Raw genomic sequence first — 19,511 nt, forward strand, 5'->3', positions numbered from 1 at the left:
GCTCTCCGGCAGATGAATCACAACGCCGTCCAACTCATCTTTCATGATGATCTGGCAGCTCAGGCGACTGGTAGGCTTGGGATCAATCAGGCCATCGAGCATGTCCACTTCGAGCTCATCCGGCTGACCGGTTTTAGCTGCCCAGGCGTCGTCCACAATGCAGTGACAGGTCGCACAGGCACAGCCACCACCGCAGTCGCCCAGAATGCCGGATACGCCATTGTCGATAGCGGCCTGCATGAGGTTATCGCCGTTTTCTACATCTACTACGGTTTTTTCGCCATCAAAGCTGACGTACGTTACTTGACCCATGAGCCTTTACTCCACACTGCACCATCGAGGATGGCTGTTATTCATGATTCCAATTTGCGCCGCGCTGACGATCAGCCGGGCTCGTAGGCGCAAAATAGTAGCAAGTTCGCCCACCATGTCCACTAAACTACCTGTAAGACTTTACCTGACGGGCAATGGAGCTATTACAGCGCTACAATCCGATTTATACCCGCCCTACTACCGGCAGCAGAGCGCCAGTGACCGCTTCTGCGCGAGAGCTCAGCAAAAACAGAATGACATCCGCCAACGCTGCCGGCGTCACCCAAGTTGAAAAATCTGCGTCAGGCATGGCATCGCGGTTAGGTTTGGTATCAATAATGCTGGGCTGAACCGCATTCACCGTGATATTGCGCGATTTCAGTTCCTCGGCTAATGCCTCGGTCAGGCGAGATACACCAGACTTGGACGCCGCGTAGGCACCGAGCCCCATATCTGCTTTGACCGAACCGGCAGCACTGATATTGACGATCCGGCCACCACTAGCCGGAATATGCGGCAGTGCGGCTTTACTGGCATTGACGGCGGTGCGAACATTCAGTTTGTAGAGAAAATCCCAGGTATCAATGGAACCTTCTTCCACAGTTTCCCAAGCGAAACCGCCGGCAACATTTACCAGCGCATCAATGCGCCCGGCTTTTGCGGCAATAGCGGCGAAGGCCTTACTGGTGGCCTCTGCATCGCTGAGATCCAGTGCCGGTGTTGCTTCCACTCCGGCTTCTGGCTGACCATCCACCACATCGACTGCATATACGGTAGCGCCGGCTTTCGCCGCCGCACCCGAGACTGCACGACCCAGCGAACCCAGTGCGCCGGTAACCACTACTACCTTGTCTTTTAATTCCATAAGAACCTAGCTTTCCGTCGGAGCACCGAGGTATTTATCCATTTCCCGGTGCATGTTCATGATCATTTTCTCATAGTTCTCAGCAAGCCATATCTGCTTGCAACCCAGAGAATGCAGACCCTTCTGCATACGGGGGATGTTACCAAGATCCTGACGAGGAATCTCCAACACCTGTTCGGGGTTCATGTAATCAGTGACATCTTCACGAATCGCGCGCGGCACCGCTTCGTCAGCCGGGTAGGTTTTTGTCGACAGAATTTCGAAGGTACATTTGTCCGGATCACGCGCATCGGGCATCACCCGGTAGATCATGGCATTGCCCGCATTGGGCAAGATCAAAAGATTCGGGAAGATAAAAAACTCACCGCCCCACATGCCCAACACTTCCGGCTCCGGTTTCGGCATGGGGCGCTGCTTTTTCGCGGCGTCGGTATATAGCGCCTTCACAAACTCCGCACCGAGTGACGAGCCTTCAGGAATTGGCTTGCCCTTGAGAGAGCGGGCAATCTCAACATCGGCTTTTAATACCTGGGCATCCATTCCTTCGGCCAATAGATTCAAGCGATCCGCCATCGCGTCTACCGGATCGACCCCGTCCGGGTAATTGGTTTTGCCCTGCATGGCCGTGTTCTTTCCTGCATAAAAACGGCCATGACCATAGGGAAAAGCATCCGTAGTAATATTATGGTGAGTGAACTCAACCTCTGCATTCGGATCATCACCGTACACAACCGCAGCGGCCTTCACCTCCAGCTGGGGGTGAGTCGCCGGAACATGATAACCTTCAAAGAAAGCCTCTTGCGCCACTTTCCAGTTAGCCGGTACGGCAATGCCTTTCCACCAGTAGTTGCGCATCTCACCAATGGCAAGATCTTCCAGCAACTGTTTTACCGGTGAGATAAAGTCGTCAAACGGAATCGGATTCTTATCAAAGTTGATAAAAACAAAACCGGCAAAGACCACATGCTCCACTTCACGCAACGCAACGTCTTTGTCCTCGAGCTTACCGCTCTTGAACTCGTGACGCTCGAGCACAAACTGATTGTTACCCTGCAAATCCCAGCGCCACCCGTGAAAGGGACAAATGATGCGATCCTTTTCAAAATGACCGCAGCCCCCGTCTGACAATGCGGTGCCCCGGTGTGGACAGACATTGTGAAAAGCTTTGATCGTGTCGTCGTCGACCCGCACGATAATGACCGACTGATCACCAATCGTGTAAGTGGTGTAATCGCCCCGCGCCGGAATCTCATCCAATCGCGCAGCCGCCTGCCAGACCTTGGTCCAGAGCTGTTCAAACTCCAGCTTCAGAAAGGCGGGGTCGGTATATCGCCCGGTACGAATACCGTGCGACAACAAACGCCAGCTTTCGGGCCATTCGGCCCCGGTCTTTTCAGCGGCTATCAGGGTCATTTCACACTATCTCCGCAATCAGCGATCCCACATCGTAGGCTTCACCCGTCTCAGCGATGATTTTCAGCTTGCCAGAGGCAGGCGCTTCAACTTCCTGAACTGATTTATCCAGCTCCAGGGTGTACAGCAGCTGACCTTCTTTCACTTCTTCGCCGTCGGCGACCAGCCATTCGGTCAGGGTAGCTTCCTGCGTAGAAAAGCCGATGGAAGGAATGCGAACTTCTGTGCTCATGATTTATTTCCCTTCAAGAGTTTCACGAATGGCCTTTTCAATATCGCTGGCCTGATAAAGGAATGCGCCGTGTTCCAGCTTGCGTGCAAAAGGCACCGCACAATCGGCAGATGCTACGCGCTTGATCGGCGCCTTCAGATTGCCAAAGCAATGTTCTTGCAGACGTGCCACAACCTCGGCGCCCACACCAAAGCTGCGAACCGCTTCATGGGCAACGACAGCTCGGCCGGTTTTGTTGACCGACGCAACGATGGTGTCAGTATCGAGCGGAGACACGGTACGCAGATCGACAATCTCAACGGAAATGCCATCAGCCTCCAGTTTGTCGACCATTTTGCGCATGTCTTTCAGCGGGCGACCGTAGCTAATAAAGCTCACGTCCGTGCCTTCTTTCTCGACATTAGCCTTGCCCAGCGGAATGCTGTAATTGGCAACCTCCGGCGCCGGGCCTTTGTCGGCGCGGGTCAGGGCGTCTTCGATAAACAGGCAGGGATCGGGATCATCAATACAGGCGCGCAGCAGACCCACTGCTTCGGCTGGCGTTGATGGAATAACTACTTTGATACCCGCAGTGTGGCAAAACCAGGCTTCCAGCATATCTGAATGCTGACCCGCCGCGCTCATACCTGCACCCGTGCGGGTACGGATGGTTATCGGCACGTTGGTCTGACCGCCAGACATAAACCGCAGCTTAGCGGCGTGGTTTACGATCTGATCCATTGCCACGGTGATAAAGTTCATCAGCATGATTTCGGCGACAGGCTTCATGCCGGCCAGCGATGCGCCAATAGCCGCCCCAACAATCGCCTGCTCGGAAATTGGTGTAGTGCGCACGCGCTCCATACCGTGTTTAGGGCCCAGACCCCCGGTTACCTTAAATACACCGCCGCCTTCTTTCTCTCCAATATCCTCACCTAGCAAAATGACATTGGGATCGGCCGCCATGGCCTCATCCAGGGCACGGTTATAGGCTTGTGTAAAAGTTATTTGATCGCTCATGGCTTAGGCGGCTCCGTATACGTCTTTTGTCACTTCGTCCAATTCGGGCTCAGGGCTGGATTTGGCAAATTCAACCGCCGCATCGAACTCTGCATTGATTTCCGCGTCGATCGCGTCCAGATCCGACTCTGCAGCAGCACCACTGTCCAGAACCTGCTGACGAATCGTAATCATTGGATCTTTCGCCATTTCAGCTTCCAGCTCTTCCTTGGGAATGTAAGGTGCCTGGTCGCCAAAGTAGTGGCCCATGTAGCGGAAAGTCATGGCCTCGATCAGGGTCGGGCCGTCGCCGGCACGAGCACGGGCAACCGCATCGCGCATCGCCGTCCACATCTCTTCAGCGTCGTTACCGTTAACCCGCACACCCGCCATGTTGGGTCCGTAGGCCACAGCGCGAGTCGCAATGCTTTCCACCGGGGTAGAGTCTTCGTAGGCGGTGCATTCCTGATAGCGATTGTTCTGACACAGGAAGATAACCGGCAGTTTCCACAAAGCCGCCAGGTTCAGTGCTTCATGGAAGGCACCGATATTGGAGGCACCATCACCAAAGGTAGCCACTGACACGCGGCCGTCACCTTTGAGTTGTGAAGCCCAGGCCAAACCGTTAGCTATAGGCATACTCGAGCCCACCACACCGGTCGTTACCATCACCCCTGTCGGCGGGTGGGTAATATGCATGGCACCACCCTTGCCCTTACAGGCACCCGTGACTTTCATAAAGTACTCGGCGAGCAGCACATCCAGCGGCATACCCTTCGCCACCTGATCGTGAATGCCGCGATAAATGGTGCACAGGTAATCTTCGCTGTTCAGATGCACGCCCATACCGGCAGCAACTACTTCCTGCCCGCGCGGGGAGTAATACACCGGATGCATGGCGCCGGAGCGGATCAACCCACGAATTCTTTCGTCGACTATATTGATCTTACGGGCTTTCTTATAAACCTCGAGAAGATGGGCGGGTGAAAACGATTCTGTCGTACTCATTGGCTTTCTCGACTTTAGTAGTTGCTAGTAGTGGCCAAATGTATGGCTGAACAAGGCTGCGTATTTCTACTGCTAAATTCTGCTGTTAAAAGGCCACGTGAATTATGCTTGTGTTAGACTTCGTATTGTTCAACAATGCTGTCCATTATGGACAGGGCCGTTGGGAATGTAAAGTGCCCGCCAGCCCAGTATGCAGATGTGTTCATTAAAAGATAGACAGCCTCCACGGAGACTGCCAGTGAGCACTCAATATATTCTGCAAAAACATAGCGTTACAAACATTATCAAACGATTGCACCCCAGCAGAATACGTATCAGCGGGGGCGCAAATCAGCCCGCCGAGGGCACCCGGAACACTTTGCCGCAAGGCAGCGAAATTTGACCAGCGCCACACGGAGCACACTATGTCCACAGCCAAAGCCATGAGCCCAGCGGTCGAAAAACCAGCGCATATTCCCGATGAACTGGTATTCGACTTTGACTACTACGCCGACCCCGGCCTGCTTGCCAAAGGCCACGATCGCGCCCTGGAAATAGTGAAAGAAGCGCCGCCCATTTTCTGGACACCGCGCAATGACGGCCACTGGATGCTGATGGGCCATAAAGCCGTGTTCGAAGGCTCCAAAGCAACCGATCTGTTCAGTAATTCTCCAATCCCGTGGGAAGACCTGCAGGCCATACTGAATGATCTGCCAGAAGACCAGAAGCCGCTGATCCCCTCCCCCATCACGCTTGATCCGCCGTTGCACACTGCGTTGCGTCTGCCCCTGCAAAAAGCCTTCTCGCCCAAGGCGATGAAAGCTATAGAAACCGATATCCGCAAACTCGCCAGCGACTTGGTGGCTTCGGTCAAGGACAAAGGCGGCTGCGAGTTTATGTCTACCCTCGCAGAGCCGCTGCCAGTTACCGTGTTCCTGAAAATGTTTGGTCTGCCCACTGAGCGACAAGGGGAGTATCGCGCGTTGGTAAAAGAGCACCTGGCCTCCACCGATTTTGATCCGGGCGCAGTACAAGCGCGACTACGCAAGGTTGCGAACATCATGCGCGACACGATTCTTGAGCGTAAGGAAAACCCGCAGGACGATGTGCTTTCGATGCTCTGGGCGACCGAGATTGACGGCAAGCCCATGACGATGCACCAAATAGAGAGCTATGGCGTCATGATATTCGTTGCCGGTCTCGACACCGTCATGAACGGCATGGGACTGGGCGCCATTCACCTGGCCAAAAACCCCGAATTCCAAAATAGCCTGCGCGCAGATCCGAGCAAGGTTGCACCGGGCAATGAAGAAATGTTGCGGCGTTATACCTTTACTCTACCTGTGCGTTTTCTCACGCAAGACACTGAGTTTCAGGGCGCGCCCATGAAGAAAGGCGAAAAGGTAATTTTGATGCTACCCGGCGCTGATCTCGACCCAAGCGTTTACGCCGAGCCCGCTACGTTCAACACTCAGCGCGAGTCAGTCCACATCGCTTTTGGCGTCGGCCCCCATCGCTGCCTGGGCTCTCACCTGGCGCGAATTGAAATGAACGTGCTTTATGAAGAAATGTTGAAAGGTCTGCCTGAGTTCCGGCTCGACCCAAGCAAACCCGTGCAATATCACGGCGGCCCGGTATGGGGTCCGGAACAGGTTCACCTGGTTTGGTAACGCTGCACCTCGGCACCCCCAGGGTGCCGTCTTCTCTCTTTGCTTTAACGCCCCGTTCTCGAGTGACGCAAGACACACTGCACTGAATCACCACAGAGGCTTCGAAATCTGCCAATACTGAAGTAGAGTGACAAACACAACACCAAAAACGACGTATCCGATCATGATAGATGCCATCACCACCCCCCTTGAGGACTCTTCCATTGACGGTATCACCTACTGCAATGTGCCAATCAGTTTTCGCAGTCGCGTGATCGTTGCGCTAATGCGGCTGATCGCCAAGCCCATGCTGGCGCGAATGTCGCGCGCTACACCGGACAAACTCGGCAAAATACAGCTACGGGTTGCCTCGCTGGTGTGGCCAGACATCGAGGACATGCCGATACGTTATGACATCGTCGGCAATGTGCCGGGGCACGTATTTGGCGATATCAGCCAGACCAGCAAGCCCCTGGTATTGTGGCTTCATGGCGGCGCCTTCTTCCTGCCAGCCGCCCCCAATGCCCATCTGAGCATGGCCGCCAGGCTGTGCAAAGCCATTGGCGCTGTCGGCTTTATGCCCGACTACCGCCTGGCACCGCTCAACCCTTTTCCTCGCGGCCTGAACGACTGCGAAGCAGCCTATCAGGCAGTGCTTAATGCTGGCTTTGCGCCCTCGCGCATCGTGCTCGGCGGAGATTCCGCTGGCGGCAACCTGCTGTTCGGTCTACTGCAACGGCTTCGCAACAACAGCCTGCCTATGCCTGCTTGCGCGATCCCGGTGTCACCGGCCACTGAACTGGGTCGCATTCACGGCCCAAGCTCCCGCCATCAACTGGTAAAACGCGACCCTTTATTGCCGCTAGCCGCCCTGGTCAATGTGACCGCCATGTATTGCGGTGAACACGACAGCGCAGACCCCGAAATTTCACCGCTCTATATGGACTGCCAGGATCTGCCGCCAATGTTTTTCCTGTGTAGCAGCAACGAAATACTCATGGACGAGTCCGTGCTGTTGGCCCGACGGTGCCAAGCAGCAGGCGTCGATACCACTTGTCACGTATGGCCGGTGTTACCTCACGCCTTTCCACTCTTTGCGGATGTGTTTCCAGAAGCCCGCCAGGCCTGCGAAGACATTGCCGCCTTTGCTCGGCAGCACCTTGCCGGCCAATGACGTCAGGAGAGTGTTAAAGAGACGCCCAGCAGCGCGTCAGCGGTCAGCTCTGGCTCAGAGATCATCAGGTCGTGTCCGGTATTAATTTCCCAAAATCGCCCTTGGGTAAACTCACGGATCTGCTGACGAATCTCATCCGTCAAGCTATCGATCTGCACGGCGCTGAAAACAAAAGAAATGGGGATTGCTCGCATCTCCGCCTCGTTGTTAAGCACCAGCTGTTGCTCGAAACAACGCCAGGGATGAGGGGTCAACTTAGGCTTCATCCAGGCAATCTGATCTGGGTCTGTCACGCCATAGAAACCCATGGGATCATCACCGGGAAACAGCACCAACTCGATACTGTCAACCACGCGCATCTTTTCCCGAGCTGCCAGGATTACCTCGCCGGCATGATCAACTAGCGACTGTCCGTTTTCGGGAAAAGCGGCATCCAGATATACCAGATTGGCAATGCGATCGGTGACACGGTCGGCAACTCCGGTGATCACCATGCCGCCGTAGCTGTGTCCCACCAGAATCACGTTGTTCAAATCTTCAAACTGAATCAGCTTTACGATATCCGTAATATGCATATTCAGATCGACAGCATCACTCAACAAGTGTTCGCGATCAGCAAGCCCGGTCAACGACGGCGCATACACTTCGTGTCCCTGTGCCCGAAGAATTTTCGCCACGCTCTGGTAGCACCAACCGCCGTGCCCGCCACCGTGCACGAGTACAAATGTCGCCATCGTTGTACCTTTTATCGTTAGAGACTGTCGTTTTCTCAGAGTACGCGAACACTAAGCTGCCAAGTGTGGCATCACTTCTTCGACCGCGCGCTTCAGGTAGGTCCAGCCCAGCTCGGGCGGCACACCTCCGCAAAGGGGATGCAATGGCAACCGCCCCCAAGTCTTTATCAGTTGAAGCGCACCTTTTACATCAACCACTCGGTAGGCTCCGTTTTCTTTCTTCATATCGTCAATCGTTTTAGCCTGCGACAGACTAGCCGCTGTTAGTCCCGCCTCATTGTTCCACTCTGCATAGGACGCGGCGTCTTTCAACAAGTAGGGGCCTACCTCTTCCCAACCCTCATCCGGATTCGGGTGCACAAACACAATATTGGGCATATCCGCCGGCGGAACGATGCACATCCCAATGGGATGTCCTGCATCCTTGCAGGCTTTTTCGTACGATTCCTTGATACCTGGCGCATCTACCTGCCCCAAAAACGACAGGCCATTGCGGCCAGCGCGACGTGCCGCTGCTTTGCTGCCACCACCCCACATGACCGGCGGGCCATCTGCGCTGAAAGGGGGCGGCGTGATGCGCGGCATGCGCGTTGCGGTTTTCGCCTCGGTGATCAAGCTAAGCACCCGAGCGAGTTTTTCGTCCGCGATTTTGCCGCGCTCACCAAACTCCAGATCAAACAGATCGTATTCTGTCTTGCGGTAGCCGAGCCCAAAGACATAACTTACTCGCCCACGACTTATGTGATCCAACATGATCATTTCTTCAACCAGACGCACCGGATCGTAGAGCGGCATCAACGTGGCCGCGATCATTATCGGCAGCTTGCTGGTGACCGCGGCCATCGAGCCTGCCAATACCAGCGGGCTCGGCATGTAGCCATCTTCTGCCGCGTGATGCTCAGACAGGCCCAACATCGCAGGCGCTTTCCCTTCAACCCACTGCGCCATCTGAATGGCACACTCGTATTGATCCGCAATTTCAGCCGGCGATTTATCCGGAACGCGCATATCAAAACGCATCATCAACATTATTTTTAGACCTCTTTGCTATACCACTCTCGCAGTGCTTTTTTATCCGGTTTGCCGACTGGGGTTTGCGGAATACTTGGTACAAACTCGATGGATTTCGGCGCCTGAAAAGAACCCTTTTTCGCCGCCACCATCTCGATAAGGTCCTGTGCTTCTACCCCTTTCTCCCGGCGCAGCACGACGACCGCCTTAACGGCTTCACCCCACTTTTCATGCGGAACACCAATCACCGCCACCTGAGACACCGCCGGGTGCAAGCTAAGTATGTCCTCTATCTCTCTGGGATAGACATTAAAGCCACCAGTAACAATCATGTCTTTGGTGCGATCAATTATGCGCAGAAAACCGCCGGGGTCGCGCACTGCCACATCGCCACTGTGCAGCCAGCCTCCGTCAAACGCCTGCGCCGTAAGCTCGGGCAAATCTCGATAGCCGTTCATGATCAGTGGTCCGCGTACGCAAATCTCGCCCGGTTCACCATCAGCAACCGGCTGGTTATTTGCGCCCAGCAATTCCACATGCAACCAAGGTACGGGCCGGCCACAGCTCGCCAGCCGCTTGGGGTCATTCACGTCGTGTTCGTGTTTGCGCAACACCGTAACGCACATCGGTGCTTCCGCCTGACCGTAAAATTGCATAAACACCGGACCAATTCGCTCAATAGCTTCTTTCAGTCGCACCGGTGACATCGCAGAAGCCCCGTAAAATACGGTTTCCAGACTCGACAGATCAAATTCGTCGAAACGTGGATGATCGAGCAACGCGTAGATCATCGTGGGTACTAGCATGATAGTGTTGATGCGATATTCCTGAATGGTGTGCAGAACCTGCTCTGGATTAAACGCTGGCAACACCAGCATGGTGCCACCTCTCAACAACACCGGGATAAACATTGCAGCGCCAGCATGGCTCAGTGGCGTACAGCACAGAAACCTGGGTTGCGAAGGCCACTCCCACTCAGACATCATTAATTGAATAGTGTGCAGACCGGTGCGCTGAACACTAGCCAGAGCCTTCGGTTTGCCGGTGGTTCCCCCGGAGTAACCCAGCCTGACAATGTCATCGCCGTCCACTAGCGGCGGCACCAGCTGTTGTGGTGAAAACGTTGCCGCTAACGCGCTGAGATCTTGCGCCAGCTCACTGCCACCAAAGGCCAACAACCGCAAGCCTGGTACGGCTTCAGCCAGTGCTTTCGCACGCTCCGCATAGCGCTCGGCGTCAAAGATCAACACATCCACTTGCGCATCTGTCACCACATGAAGATGATCATCAAAGCCGCCAAGCGGATGCATGGGTACATAGATCGCCGGCAGTAATTGCACAGCGTTGGCCAAGTGCAAAACTTCGGGCCGGTTGGCAGAAAGCAGCCCCAGCCGCTTTCCCTTACCCAAGCCTAGGCTGGACAGCGCCTGTACAAATCGGCTGGCTTCATCGCGCACATCGCCAACCGTCATCATCGGACCGCCGAGCAACTGTATCAGGGGGCGGGTTTCGTCCTGGTTCAGTGCATTGGCGAGAATTTCTGGCACGTATAGCGTGCGGTGGAGGGCATCCATAGCTTACCTTTTAATTGTTGTGCAACGTCGTCAAAAAGACACCACTATTTTGCCGAACTGCTTACCGCTCTCCAGATAGCGCAGCGCGTCCGGCAATTCCTCAAAGCCGTATTGACGGTCGATGACCGGTTCCAGCTTATGAAAATCGATAGCACGATTCATTAATTCAACGTCATCGCGGCTGCCAACTGTCACCGGTGTTACATCCGCTCGCGAAGTAAACAAGGAATTGATCGACTGTGGCCATCCGGAAAGCAGCCCCACCAGCGCTACCCGGCCACCTTTCTTCACCGATTGCACCGTACGATCAATAGTGCCCGCACCGCCAAGGTCTATCGCCAGATCAACGCCTTCATCTTCTGTAAGTTCCCGAGCAGCCTTATCCCAGTCTTCGCGGCTGCAGTAATTTATGGTTTCATCGGCCCCCAACTGTCTCAACTTATCGCAGCGCTCTTGGCTGGACGAAGTCACAATAACGCGAGCGCCAAACAGTTTCGCAAACTGCACGCCGAACACCGACACACCGCCTCCCCCCTGAAGCAACACACTCATGCCTGGATACAATGGCGCATCGCCGCACAGGGCCCGCCAGGCGGTTACCCCAGCGCACGGGAGACAGGCTCCTGCCTCATAACTCAGATGCGCGGGAAGCTTTACCAGTTCACTCTCATGCACCACCATTTGCTCGCGCATCACGCCCTGCAATGGAAAGCCAAGACTATAGGGCTTCTTGACGGTGCGAAACGGCCCGGCAACCCAATCAGGAATAAAGGTCATCGCTACCCGATCACCCACCTTTACCCGCTCCACATCTGGCGCGACTTCGACGACCTCGCCGGCGCCATCGGAACACATGATCAAGCCATCTGGACCGGGTTTGCCCAGGGCTCCCGACAACACCAGCAGATCGCGGTAATTTATTGACGCAGCCTTTATCGCTACCCGAACCTGACCGGCAGTAATATCACCAGGTTCGGCACACTCGACGATTCTCAGCGACTCGATACCTTCGTTGTCTGGTGTAATAAAGCTTTTCATATGTCTCGATTTCTACACGATCAGAGCGCATAAACATTGCATAACGACTGGTAGCTCAATATGCTGAAAGCACCACTATTAGTCAACTATGTTGAATAACAAGCTATGTGAGGTCTCCCCCATGAGCGACGATACTTTCAATCTGTCGGGCCAAATTGCTTTCGTTACCGGCGCTGGACAGGGCGCTGGGCGTGCCATTGCTTTGAAGCTGGCGCGTCACAATGTCGACGGCGTGGCCGTGAACGATTTTATGGCAGAACGCGCCGAAGCTGTCGCGCAAGAAATTCGCGATCTCGGTGTGCGCGCCATCGCGGTGCCTGCCGATGTGGGAGATCATGGGGCCATCCAGCGCGCCGCCGACCAGACCAGAGCAGAATTGGGCTCTATCACCCTTCTCATCAACAACGCAGGCAATGCCGGGCCGGATGTGACCATGCGTCCCTCCCCCGTTTTTTGGGAAACGGCGCCGGAAGAATGGGACCGCTATTTTCATACCAATCTCAAAGGCGTGATGAACTGCTGCCACTGCATTATCCCGCAAATGGTTGAGCAGAAGACCGGGCGTATTGTCACTGTCGTATCAGACGCCGGGCGTATCGGCGAAGCCCGCCTGACGGCTTACGCAGCCGCCAAAGCGGCTGCCGCCGGTTTTATGCGTTCCATCGCCAAAGAAACTGGACGCTATAACATAACCGCCAACTGCATTTCTTTGTCGACACTGGAACCTGCGCTGGATGAGCCAACACTCAGCGAATTTCTGCGCAGCGATCAGGCCAAAGCCCACGTAGGCCGCTACGTTATTCGTCGCTTTGGAAAACCCGACGATGTCGCCAATATGACGCTGTTTCTTTGCTCAGAGGCCGGCTCATGGATTACCGGCCAAACCTATCCAGTTAACGGCGGCTATTCCTTCTCTCTGTAAAGTGCAATTACTGCACCGGAGCATTCCATGATTGGCGAGAAACCGACAGACATGACATCCAAGGTAGCGATTGTTACTGGCGCTGCGTCGGGCCTGGGTAGGGCAACAGCGATAAAATTGGCGCAAGCTGGTGCGTCTGTCACTTTGGTAGACATTGATGTCGATGGTTTGCAAAGCACTGCAAAAGTCATCGCTGAACTCGACTGCAAGACACTCGTAAAACCTGTCGATTTGGCGGACCCGACCGCGCCGGCCAATATCATCAAGGACAGTGTCGACACCTTTGGTCGGCTCGATGCACTGTGTAATATCGCCGCTGTTTTCATACCCAGCCACACCACAGAAATGCCAGCGCAGCAGTGGGAGAAAACGCTAACGGTAAATCTCACCGCCCCCTTTCTGCTGATTCAGGCAGCAATTCCGCACTTGCTGACAAGCCGAGGCGCGGTGGTCAACGTGACATCCTGTGCTGCCCATGTGGGCCAGGCCTACCTCGCGGCGTACAGCGCTTCCAAAGCCGCACTTACCCAACTCACCAAATCCTTGGCCATGGAGTACATGCATCAGCCCATCCGATTCAACGCTGTAGCGCCCGGCGGCATGATGACCCCTTTAGCGATGGGTTTGCGTGATCTGAAAAACCCGGACAGCACTCTGTTATCCCGCCTTGCACCATTGCGCGGGCTGGTCGAGATCGACGATGTTGCAACGATGGTGACTTACCTTCTTTCCGACGCCGCCCGAGGCTATCACGGCGCTGTTATCAATATAGACAACGGTATAACCGCAGGATAAACCATGAGCACTCTCGACCAACTGATCGCAAAAGACGAAATCCGTGAGCTAGCCCTGCTCTATTCGCGCGGCGTGGATCGCAAAGACGGCAAGCTTTTGCGTACGCTCTACACAGCCGATGCTACCGACACACACGGTGACACTTTTGATGGCCCCGCCAACGAATACGTAGATTTCCTGGAGAGCTGCTTTCCCTACATGCGTTATAGCGGGCACCACATCTGTAACCACCTTATTTCGGTAAATGGCAAAGAGGCCGAAGGAGAAATCTACGCGCTGGCTTGGCACCTCATACCGGACGGCAGCGGGGGCTGGCTGGAAGACTTTATGTGCGTACGTTATATTGACCAATACCGTAAAGAAGAAGACCGCTGGCGATTTGCCAAACGTGTAGTCACCTACGATTTACGCAGCCGCAAGCCCGCCGATCCCTTAAACGGTGATCCACTGAGCCACGAACCCAGTTATACTATGCTCACCAGCCAGCTGTTTGCGCGCCTTTAGCATTCCATTCACACCACAAGGCGCACGCTTGCAACAGCCGGATCTTCTGCTTTACGTGAGTTACCATGCTGTCGCTGCTATACCTGTCGTTTGCCTCGATCTTCCCGGTATTCGGATGGATTTTTGTCGGCGCTTTACTGATACGGCTTTTTCCAACCCTGCAGGCAGCTTTTCGTCGTGGCGAAAAGTTTGTGTTTTTCCTCGGCATACCCGGCATTTTGTTTATCACAGCGTCACGCATTGAACCCGCTGCCGCATTTAGCTCAAACCATACTCTCGCTGGTATCATTGCCACCGTGTGCTGTGTTGCAGGCAGCTGGCAGATCGCAAAATGGCGGGGCCATACTCTGGAGCAGCGCGGCATAGTTGCGCAGGCTGGTTTTCGCGCCAATCTTGCCATCATCGGCCTGGCACTGTGTGCAAGCACATTTGGTGAGGAGGGGTTGGCACTCGCGGCGCTGCCTGTTGCCGTGTGGACGCTCATATTTAATGTGCTTGCGGTATTCGTGCTTAATGCCGCCTATGGCGGACAGTTTGCGGCACTGCCGCTTGCTATCGCCTTGCTTAAAAACCCGCTGATTATCGGCATTTGTCTGGGCTTCGGCGCCGCGCTGCTGGCCCTACCAATTCCACAGGCCATCTATCAGGGCGGCAGCTACTTCACAGCCGCGGTCATTCCGCTATCACTGATTCTGCTCGGCGGCGCAATAGATCTCAAACCGTCGCGAGAATCCCGCAAGGCAACACGCCTGGCCTGCTTATTACGACTACTGATTGCACCACTGTTGTCGATATTGATTGCACTGCTGATGGGCGTTCGGAATATGGAGTTGGGCATCTACTTTTTGCTGCTCAGCGGCCCCGTCGCTGCCGCCTCGCATATTATGGTCACGGCCAAAGGGGGGGATGGGAAGCTGTCAGCCAATATCGTGGTGCTATCCACTGTACTGGCACCGCTGACCATGACCCTTGGTTTTTTCCTGTTAAAAGTTCTGGCGCTGGTGTAAAAACTCCGCAGGGGAGTCTGACCAACATTTGCAGGCTCCTTGCGTGGGCAACCTCTCAGCTCACCGTGCATAGCATGGCGGTGACACAGCCGCCCTACTCTCGCCAGCCTCGCAAGCGGTTCCCGGCATCACAGTGCACAACTTCGCAGTTGATAAATCGGCCTTCCTCAGATGCCAGAAACAGGGCCAGGCTAGCTATATCGTCGGCCGTGCCATGCAACGTCGACAGTTGCATTCCCTGCACCCGCTCATAGGTAGCCTTATCGAGGCTGTCCTTGCTGGCCTGTGTTTCCATAATGCCGGGAGCAATCGCATTTACCCTGATATTATCCTCGGCAAAGAGATGCGCCATGCCATAGGTTACCTGGTTCAATGCTGATTTGGTGACGCCATAGACCGAGGCCGGAGCATAGGCCGCCATCGACGATTGATTCAGTACTACGCCTTTTGCATTAGCCAGCGCGGGGCGTAACGCCTTGGCCAGAAACAAAGGTGCCAAGGTATTAATCGATAGGAATCGCAGCCAGCTCGCCTGGTCCACGGCGTCTAGCATTTTGTTGATTTCGCCATAAGCCAGGCCAGCGTTGTTATACAGCACGTCGATTTTAGAAAACTGCTCCAGCAGCGCATCGCCCAGTTCAGCAATGGCGCCTTCGTCAGCCAGATCAATCGCTATGCTGGTACATTGCGAACCCAGCGCACGGATCTGTGCAGCGGTATGTTTTAAACCTTCGACATTAATGTCCAACAAAATTAGCTCAGCACCTTCAGACGCAAATCTCAGTGCACAGGTTTGTCCCAGGCCGCTCGCTGCTCCGGTGATCGCGACCACTCGGTTTTCAAATCGCTTTTTCACAAGATTACCTTTTCAATTTACCTGCCAAGGCCGATTCGCTGCCGATATTGCCCGGGGGTTTCAGACGTCGCGCGACGAAAGGCGTAGCAAAAACTCGAAGGCGACGAAAATCCTAGCGTATAGGCGGTGGCCTTCACACTTTGCTCCGAGGCAAGCATTTGCTTAGCCAGCTCGACGCGACTTTGCGCAACATATTCACCCACAGAACATTCTCGGCTGATACGAAAGCCGCGCGTTAACTGCCGAACCGACAGCCCCACCAGATCAGCCAATTCTGCCAGCGTGGGCATTGCGGGTAATTCTTTTAATCGCTCATCAATCAAACGTAATCGCCAAGGCGCCAGACCACCCGGCTTGCTTAGATCCTCAACGCCTTTCTGATAACGGTACAGTTCAATGCCAAGTTGTGCGGCAATAAGCTCCACCAGCATTTCACTGGCAAAACCCGGATTCTTCGTTTCTTCAGCCAGCCGCATCATCAAACCCTGCACCGTGGTATTGCGAATATCGAGTCCCGCCGCCAGATGCCGATCATCCCATGTCAGATCGGTTTCAAACCATTGCTGCATCGCCTTGGGATCAATCTGACACAGCAGGGATGACTGGTCGCCACAAGCATCGCTTCGCGCGCGCATAGCTTCGCCCGGCGGCACAAGAAATACCGCGCCGAGCCGCTCGAAACGATCACCACCCCAACGCTCGGGATAGCTTGCCCGCGCATTGCGCGGGCGCGGTGTTAAACACAAATCGAGGCGGTAGCGATGATCTTCATGAAACACGCTGTCCGGGGGCTCGTCAAAATGAAACTGCACCAATTGTACCGCCGCGATGGGGGCGCTAAGTTCAGCCTCGATGCGCATGCTGTTGGTTGAAACCGCCATGTTATCCTCCTTGCCCGGTCATTCCGGGTCAGTCAGCGGCAGTTACAGGTGGCAGAAATCCCACTATCAGTCGGACTTCACTTAATGCGATACGGTCTTCAATCATCATTAATCTCGTTTTCAGGTAACAGAAAACCCACCGTCTACGGCGAGCGTCTGATTGGTGACCTTGCTTGCCAGTGCCGACGCGAAGTACACCACCGCGCCGGCAATATCGTCAGCCGAGCACATACCCAAGGGCACCGCGCGCCGTGCCGGCCCTTCCGGCACCGGCCCCTTGGCAGCAATCGCACCCGGCGTAGGAACACCTCCGGGCAATACTGTGTTGACCGTAATGCCGTATTCGGCCAGCTCAAAGGCCGTTGCCCTGCTCAAGCCAGCCAGTGCACCTTTTGATGCCGTGTAGGCCACCAGGCCTCGCACAATACTGCCGGTCAACGCCGCTGACGCCACATTCACGATACGGCCGCCGCGGCCCTGGGCCACCATGGCCTTGGCCATATTTCGGGTAAGCAGAAATGGTCCACGCGCGTTAACCGCATGCATGCGGTCCCATTCTTGAACTGTCCCCTCCAGAAAGCTTTCCCGGTCTTGCACGCCGGCATTGTTTACCAGGAGCCACGGTGCGCCGTGGTCGGCGATTACCTTGTCGCAGCCGGCGGCAATGGAACGCTCATCACTGAGATCTAAATAGATCGCGCTGACCTTATGGCCCTCGGCTGTCAACCTGTCCGCCTCTGCATTGGCTGCCTCACGATTGCGGTCGGCGATAATCACGTGCGCGCCGACACATGCCAAAGCTTCCGTAATGCCGGCGCCGATACCGCTGGCGCCACCCGTTACCAGAGCAAGCTTGCCAGCGAGACCCAAAACGTCTGTCTTTTCCATATATGGACTTTTGTGTTTGATAACTGGAAACATCATTGCGATAATCAACAGCGTTGTCAAATACTGTCACGTACCCTAGGGAGCAAACACGCTTGGCCAGTAGCTCAAATACACGCGCCATCGACGTAATCAACTTTCTCGCCGCCCACCCAACGGAAGCCTTCACCCTGACAGAGTTGGCAGAACAGCTGGCGCTCAGTCACGGCTCGGCCCACCGCGTGTTAAACGCCCTGACCGAGGCCCGCTACCTGTCGCGCCATCCCAAGCACAAAACCTACTCCTTGGGGTTGGCACTAGTAGCCATTGGGCAGGCAGCACTGGAAAGGCATCGAGCGGTTGATATCGCGCGTCGGGAAATGCTCAAACTCGCCGATCAATTGCACGTACGCTGCATCGCCACCACCATTGTTGAAGACGAGATGCTGTTTGTCGCCAAAGAAGGGATGCCGCAAACGTTGGAGGAATTAAGTCGTGTCGGCGAGCGCCGTCCGTTTATCCCCCCCTTTGCGTTGTGCCATGTGGCCTGGGCCACACAAGACAAAATAGAAGCCTATTTTGACAAGGCCAGCGGCGGCATCAGCCATCAAATGCGCGACTGCCTGCTCAAAGCAATGGCCGCAATTCGCGAACGCGGATATGCCATTGCCGCCATGGGGCCGGGTATGGAGGTATTGCGTCAAGCCATACACAAACACGCCAGCAACTATCGCGATACCGAATACTGGCAACGTATGCACAGCTATATCAGCGAACTCGATAGCGATGAGATTCAACTACTCGACTTGAGTGACCTGGGAAACCGCGAGATCAGTTTCCTCGCTGCCCCCGTATTTGCATCTAATGGCGAAGTAGCGCTGGAGATTTCACTCAGCGGCATTCCTGCGAACACGTCCGCCACTGAATTAAAACGCTACGTCGACAGACTGCGAGCCATGACTGCCCTGATCACCAGTGAAACCCACGGCCGGATGCCTCGATGATCAAATCATGCCATTCAGCGTTGTTGGCAATTTATATGCGCAGCAGTGACACCGCTTTCAGTAATCGCTGGCGCTCGACGCGAAAACGCTCAACTACGGAGTCGATATTTTCATCACGCTCGACGCGGTGCCGAAATACATGGGGACCTATAATCGCACTGGTCAGCATAATCACACTGTAAACTTCGGCATCACCGTCTCCTTCACCACTCTGGCGGAAATGCTCGCTGATCCCGTTTACCAGCTTGTCCCAGTTGGGATAACAGTCCCGAATATCCCCCTCGCTCACCAGATCATCGATCCACAACTTGATAAGCTGCGGGTTTTCGAGCACAAACCGGGTAATAAAATCGATGCGCTCCTGCTGGCTGCGGCCGGTATTAAAGGCCTCCGCAAGCTTTTCCGATGACCAGCACTTGACCTCACGTATCAGCTCATCGCGCCCCTTGAAGTGGTAATACACCGTAGTGCGATTAATACCCGCCGCCCGCGCCAGCTCGGCCATCGACAGGGCTTCTATGCCCTTTTCCGAAATCAGTTTTACCGCAGTTTCCAGCAGATCACTGTGGGTTTCTTCAAACCCCCGATTTCGTTGAGGTAATTCCTTCGACATCGTTACTCCATAGCCATCTATCTGACCCCGCCAGCTTATCAGCCTCGAACACATTTACAACACATGTGTTGCAATTACGACACCCATGTCGTAATTTT

Annotated in this window: 21 protein-coding genes; 7 read left to right on the forward strand and 14 right to left on the reverse strand. The window is 54.9% G+C overall.

Annotation, left to right across the window (positions count from 1 at the left end; translation table 11 throughout):
* The 6 genes from ABYP39_RS04370 to ABYP39_RS04395 form a co-directional block, all read right to left on the reverse strand.
* Positions 1-312 (reverse strand): 2Fe-2S iron-sulfur cluster-binding protein (locus ABYP39_RS04370; protein WP_372781296.1); only part of this gene is annotated, 312 nt, incomplete at its 3' end.
* A gap of 184 nt (positions 313-496) precedes the next feature.
* On the reverse strand, positions 497-1,177 hold the full coding sequence (locus tag ABYP39_RS04375) for an SDR family NAD(P)-dependent oxidoreductase (RefSeq protein ID WP_372781298.1): 681 nt from the start codon (positions 1,175-1,177) through the stop codon (positions 497-499).
* A gap of 6 nt (positions 1,178-1,183) precedes the next feature.
* Positions 1,184-2,590, reverse strand: coding sequence for an SRPBCC family protein (locus ABYP39_RS04380; protein ID WP_372748092.1), 1,407 nt, complete (start codon positions 2,588-2,590; stop codon positions 1,184-1,186).
* Between the two features lies 1 nt (position 2,591).
* A complete protein-coding gene (locus ABYP39_RS04385) occupies positions 2,592-2,822 on the reverse strand; it encodes a biotin/lipoyl-containing protein (protein ID WP_372748093.1) in 231 nt (76 codons plus the stop codon).
* Between the two features lie 3 nt (positions 2,823-2,825).
* Positions 2,826-3,821: an alpha-ketoacid dehydrogenase subunit beta gene (locus ABYP39_RS04390; protein ID WP_372748095.1), complete on the reverse strand. Its 996-nt coding sequence runs from the start codon at positions 3,819-3,821 to the stop codon at positions 2,826-2,828.
* A 3-nt stretch (positions 3,822-3,824) separates the two neighbouring features.
* Positions 3,825-4,808: a thiamine pyrophosphate-dependent dehydrogenase E1 component subunit alpha gene (locus tag ABYP39_RS04395; RefSeq protein WP_372748096.1), complete on the reverse strand. Its 984-nt coding sequence runs from the start codon at positions 4,806-4,808 to the stop codon at positions 3,825-3,827.
* A 404-nt stretch (positions 4,809-5,212) separates the two neighbouring features.
* Here ABYP39_RS04395 and ABYP39_RS04400 point away from each other — a divergent pair, with 404 nt between their 5' ends.
* Both ABYP39_RS04400 and ABYP39_RS04405 read left to right on the forward strand, forming a co-directional pair.
* The gene (locus tag ABYP39_RS04400) at positions 5,213-6,457 is read left to right on the forward strand and encodes a cytochrome P450 (RefSeq protein ID WP_372748097.1); all 1,245 of its coding nucleotides are present in this window, start codon (positions 5,213-5,215) and stop codon (positions 6,455-6,457) included.
* Between the two features lie 127 nt (positions 6,458-6,584).
* Positions 6,585-7,610, forward strand: a complete 1,026-nt coding sequence (locus tag ABYP39_RS04405) for an alpha/beta hydrolase (protein WP_372781300.1) — start codon at positions 6,585-6,587, stop codon at positions 7,608-7,610.
* A gap of 2 nt (positions 7,611-7,612) precedes the next feature.
* Here ABYP39_RS04405 and ABYP39_RS04410 read toward each other — a convergent pair whose 3' ends face one another.
* Genes ABYP39_RS04410 through ABYP39_RS04425 form a run of 4 tightly spaced genes read right to left on the reverse strand, consistent with a single transcriptional unit; the run spans position 7,613 to position 11,967 of the window.
* The gene (locus ABYP39_RS04410; protein ID WP_372781302.1) at positions 7,613-8,344 is read right to left on the reverse strand and encodes an alpha/beta hydrolase; all 732 of its coding nucleotides are present in this window, start codon (positions 8,342-8,344) and stop codon (positions 7,613-7,615) included.
* A 51-nt stretch (positions 8,345-8,395) separates the two neighbouring features.
* Positions 8,396-9,373, reverse strand: coding sequence for an LLM class flavin-dependent oxidoreductase (locus ABYP39_RS04415; protein WP_372781304.1), 978 nt, complete (start codon positions 9,371-9,373; stop codon positions 8,396-8,398).
* Positions 9,374-9,378: 5 nt separating this feature from the next.
* Positions 9,379-10,929, reverse strand: a complete 1,551-nt coding sequence (locus ABYP39_RS04420; protein ID WP_372781306.1) for an AMP-binding protein — start codon at positions 10,927-10,929, stop codon at positions 9,379-9,381.
* 30 nt (positions 10,930-10,959) lie between these two features.
* Positions 10,960-11,967 (reverse strand): NAD(P)-dependent alcohol dehydrogenase, encoded by a 1,008-nt coding sequence (locus ABYP39_RS04425; protein ID WP_372781308.1) that lies wholly within the window; start codon positions 11,965-11,967, stop codon positions 10,960-10,962.
* Between the two features lie 121 nt (positions 11,968-12,088).
* Here ABYP39_RS04425 and ABYP39_RS04430 point away from each other — a divergent pair, with 121 nt between their 5' ends.
* From ABYP39_RS04430 to ABYP39_RS04445, 4 genes are all read left to right on the forward strand, one after another.
* The gene (locus tag ABYP39_RS04430) at positions 12,089-12,889 is read left to right on the forward strand and encodes an SDR family NAD(P)-dependent oxidoreductase (RefSeq protein WP_372765205.1); all 801 of its coding nucleotides are present in this window, start codon (positions 12,089-12,091) and stop codon (positions 12,887-12,889) included.
* 27 nt (positions 12,890-12,916) lie between these two features.
* Entirely contained in the window at positions 12,917-13,684 is a 768-nt protein-coding gene (locus ABYP39_RS04435) for an SDR family NAD(P)-dependent oxidoreductase (RefSeq protein ID WP_372747642.1), read from the forward strand.
* A 3-nt stretch (positions 13,685-13,687) separates the two neighbouring features.
* Positions 13,688-14,188, forward strand: coding sequence for a nuclear transport factor 2 family protein (locus ABYP39_RS04440; RefSeq protein ID WP_372747641.1), 501 nt, complete (start codon positions 13,688-13,690; stop codon positions 14,186-14,188).
* Between the two features lie 65 nt (positions 14,189-14,253).
* A complete protein-coding gene (locus ABYP39_RS04445) occupies positions 14,254-15,195 on the forward strand; it encodes an AEC family transporter (RefSeq protein ID WP_372747640.1) in 942 nt (313 codons plus the stop codon).
* A 94-nt stretch (positions 15,196-15,289) separates the two neighbouring features.
* Here the strand turns inward: ABYP39_RS04445 and ABYP39_RS04450 are convergent, their stop codons facing one another.
* The 3 genes from ABYP39_RS04450 to ABYP39_RS04460 all read right to left on the reverse strand — a co-directional run bounded on the left by ABYP39_RS04450 (position 15,290) and on the right by ABYP39_RS04460 (position 17,820).
* On the reverse strand, positions 15,290-16,051 hold the full coding sequence (locus tag ABYP39_RS04450; protein ID WP_372747639.1) for an SDR family NAD(P)-dependent oxidoreductase: 762 nt from the start codon (positions 16,049-16,051) through the stop codon (positions 15,290-15,292).
* Positions 16,052-16,068: 17 nt separating this feature from the next.
* On the reverse strand, positions 16,069-16,932 hold the full coding sequence (locus ABYP39_RS04455; protein ID WP_372747638.1) for a helix-turn-helix transcriptional regulator: 864 nt from the start codon (positions 16,930-16,932) through the stop codon (positions 16,069-16,071).
* A 120-nt stretch (positions 16,933-17,052) separates the two neighbouring features.
* The gene (locus tag ABYP39_RS04460; protein WP_372781310.1) at positions 17,053-17,820 is read right to left on the reverse strand and encodes an SDR family NAD(P)-dependent oxidoreductase; all 768 of its coding nucleotides are present in this window, start codon (positions 17,818-17,820) and stop codon (positions 17,053-17,055) included.
* 92 nt (positions 17,821-17,912) lie between these two features.
* On the opposite strand from ABYP39_RS04460, the gene ABYP39_RS04465 reads away from it, so the two are divergent.
* Positions 17,913-18,800, forward strand: a complete 888-nt coding sequence (locus ABYP39_RS04465; protein ID WP_372758671.1) for an IclR family transcriptional regulator — start codon at positions 17,913-17,915, stop codon at positions 18,798-18,800.
* A 31-nt stretch (positions 18,801-18,831) separates the two neighbouring features.
* Here ABYP39_RS04465 and ABYP39_RS04470 read toward each other — a convergent pair whose 3' ends face one another.
* Positions 18,832-19,413, reverse strand: a complete 582-nt coding sequence (locus ABYP39_RS04470; protein WP_372747635.1) for a TetR/AcrR family transcriptional regulator — start codon at positions 19,411-19,413, stop codon at positions 18,832-18,834.
* Positions 19,414-19,511: the final 98 nt, after the last annotated feature.

It is taken from the genome of Litorivivens sp. (genome assembly GCF_041625495.1).
In the GTDB taxonomy this organism is placed as follows: Bacteria; Pseudomonadota; Gammaproteobacteria; order Pseudomonadales; family Spongiibacteraceae; genus Litorivivens.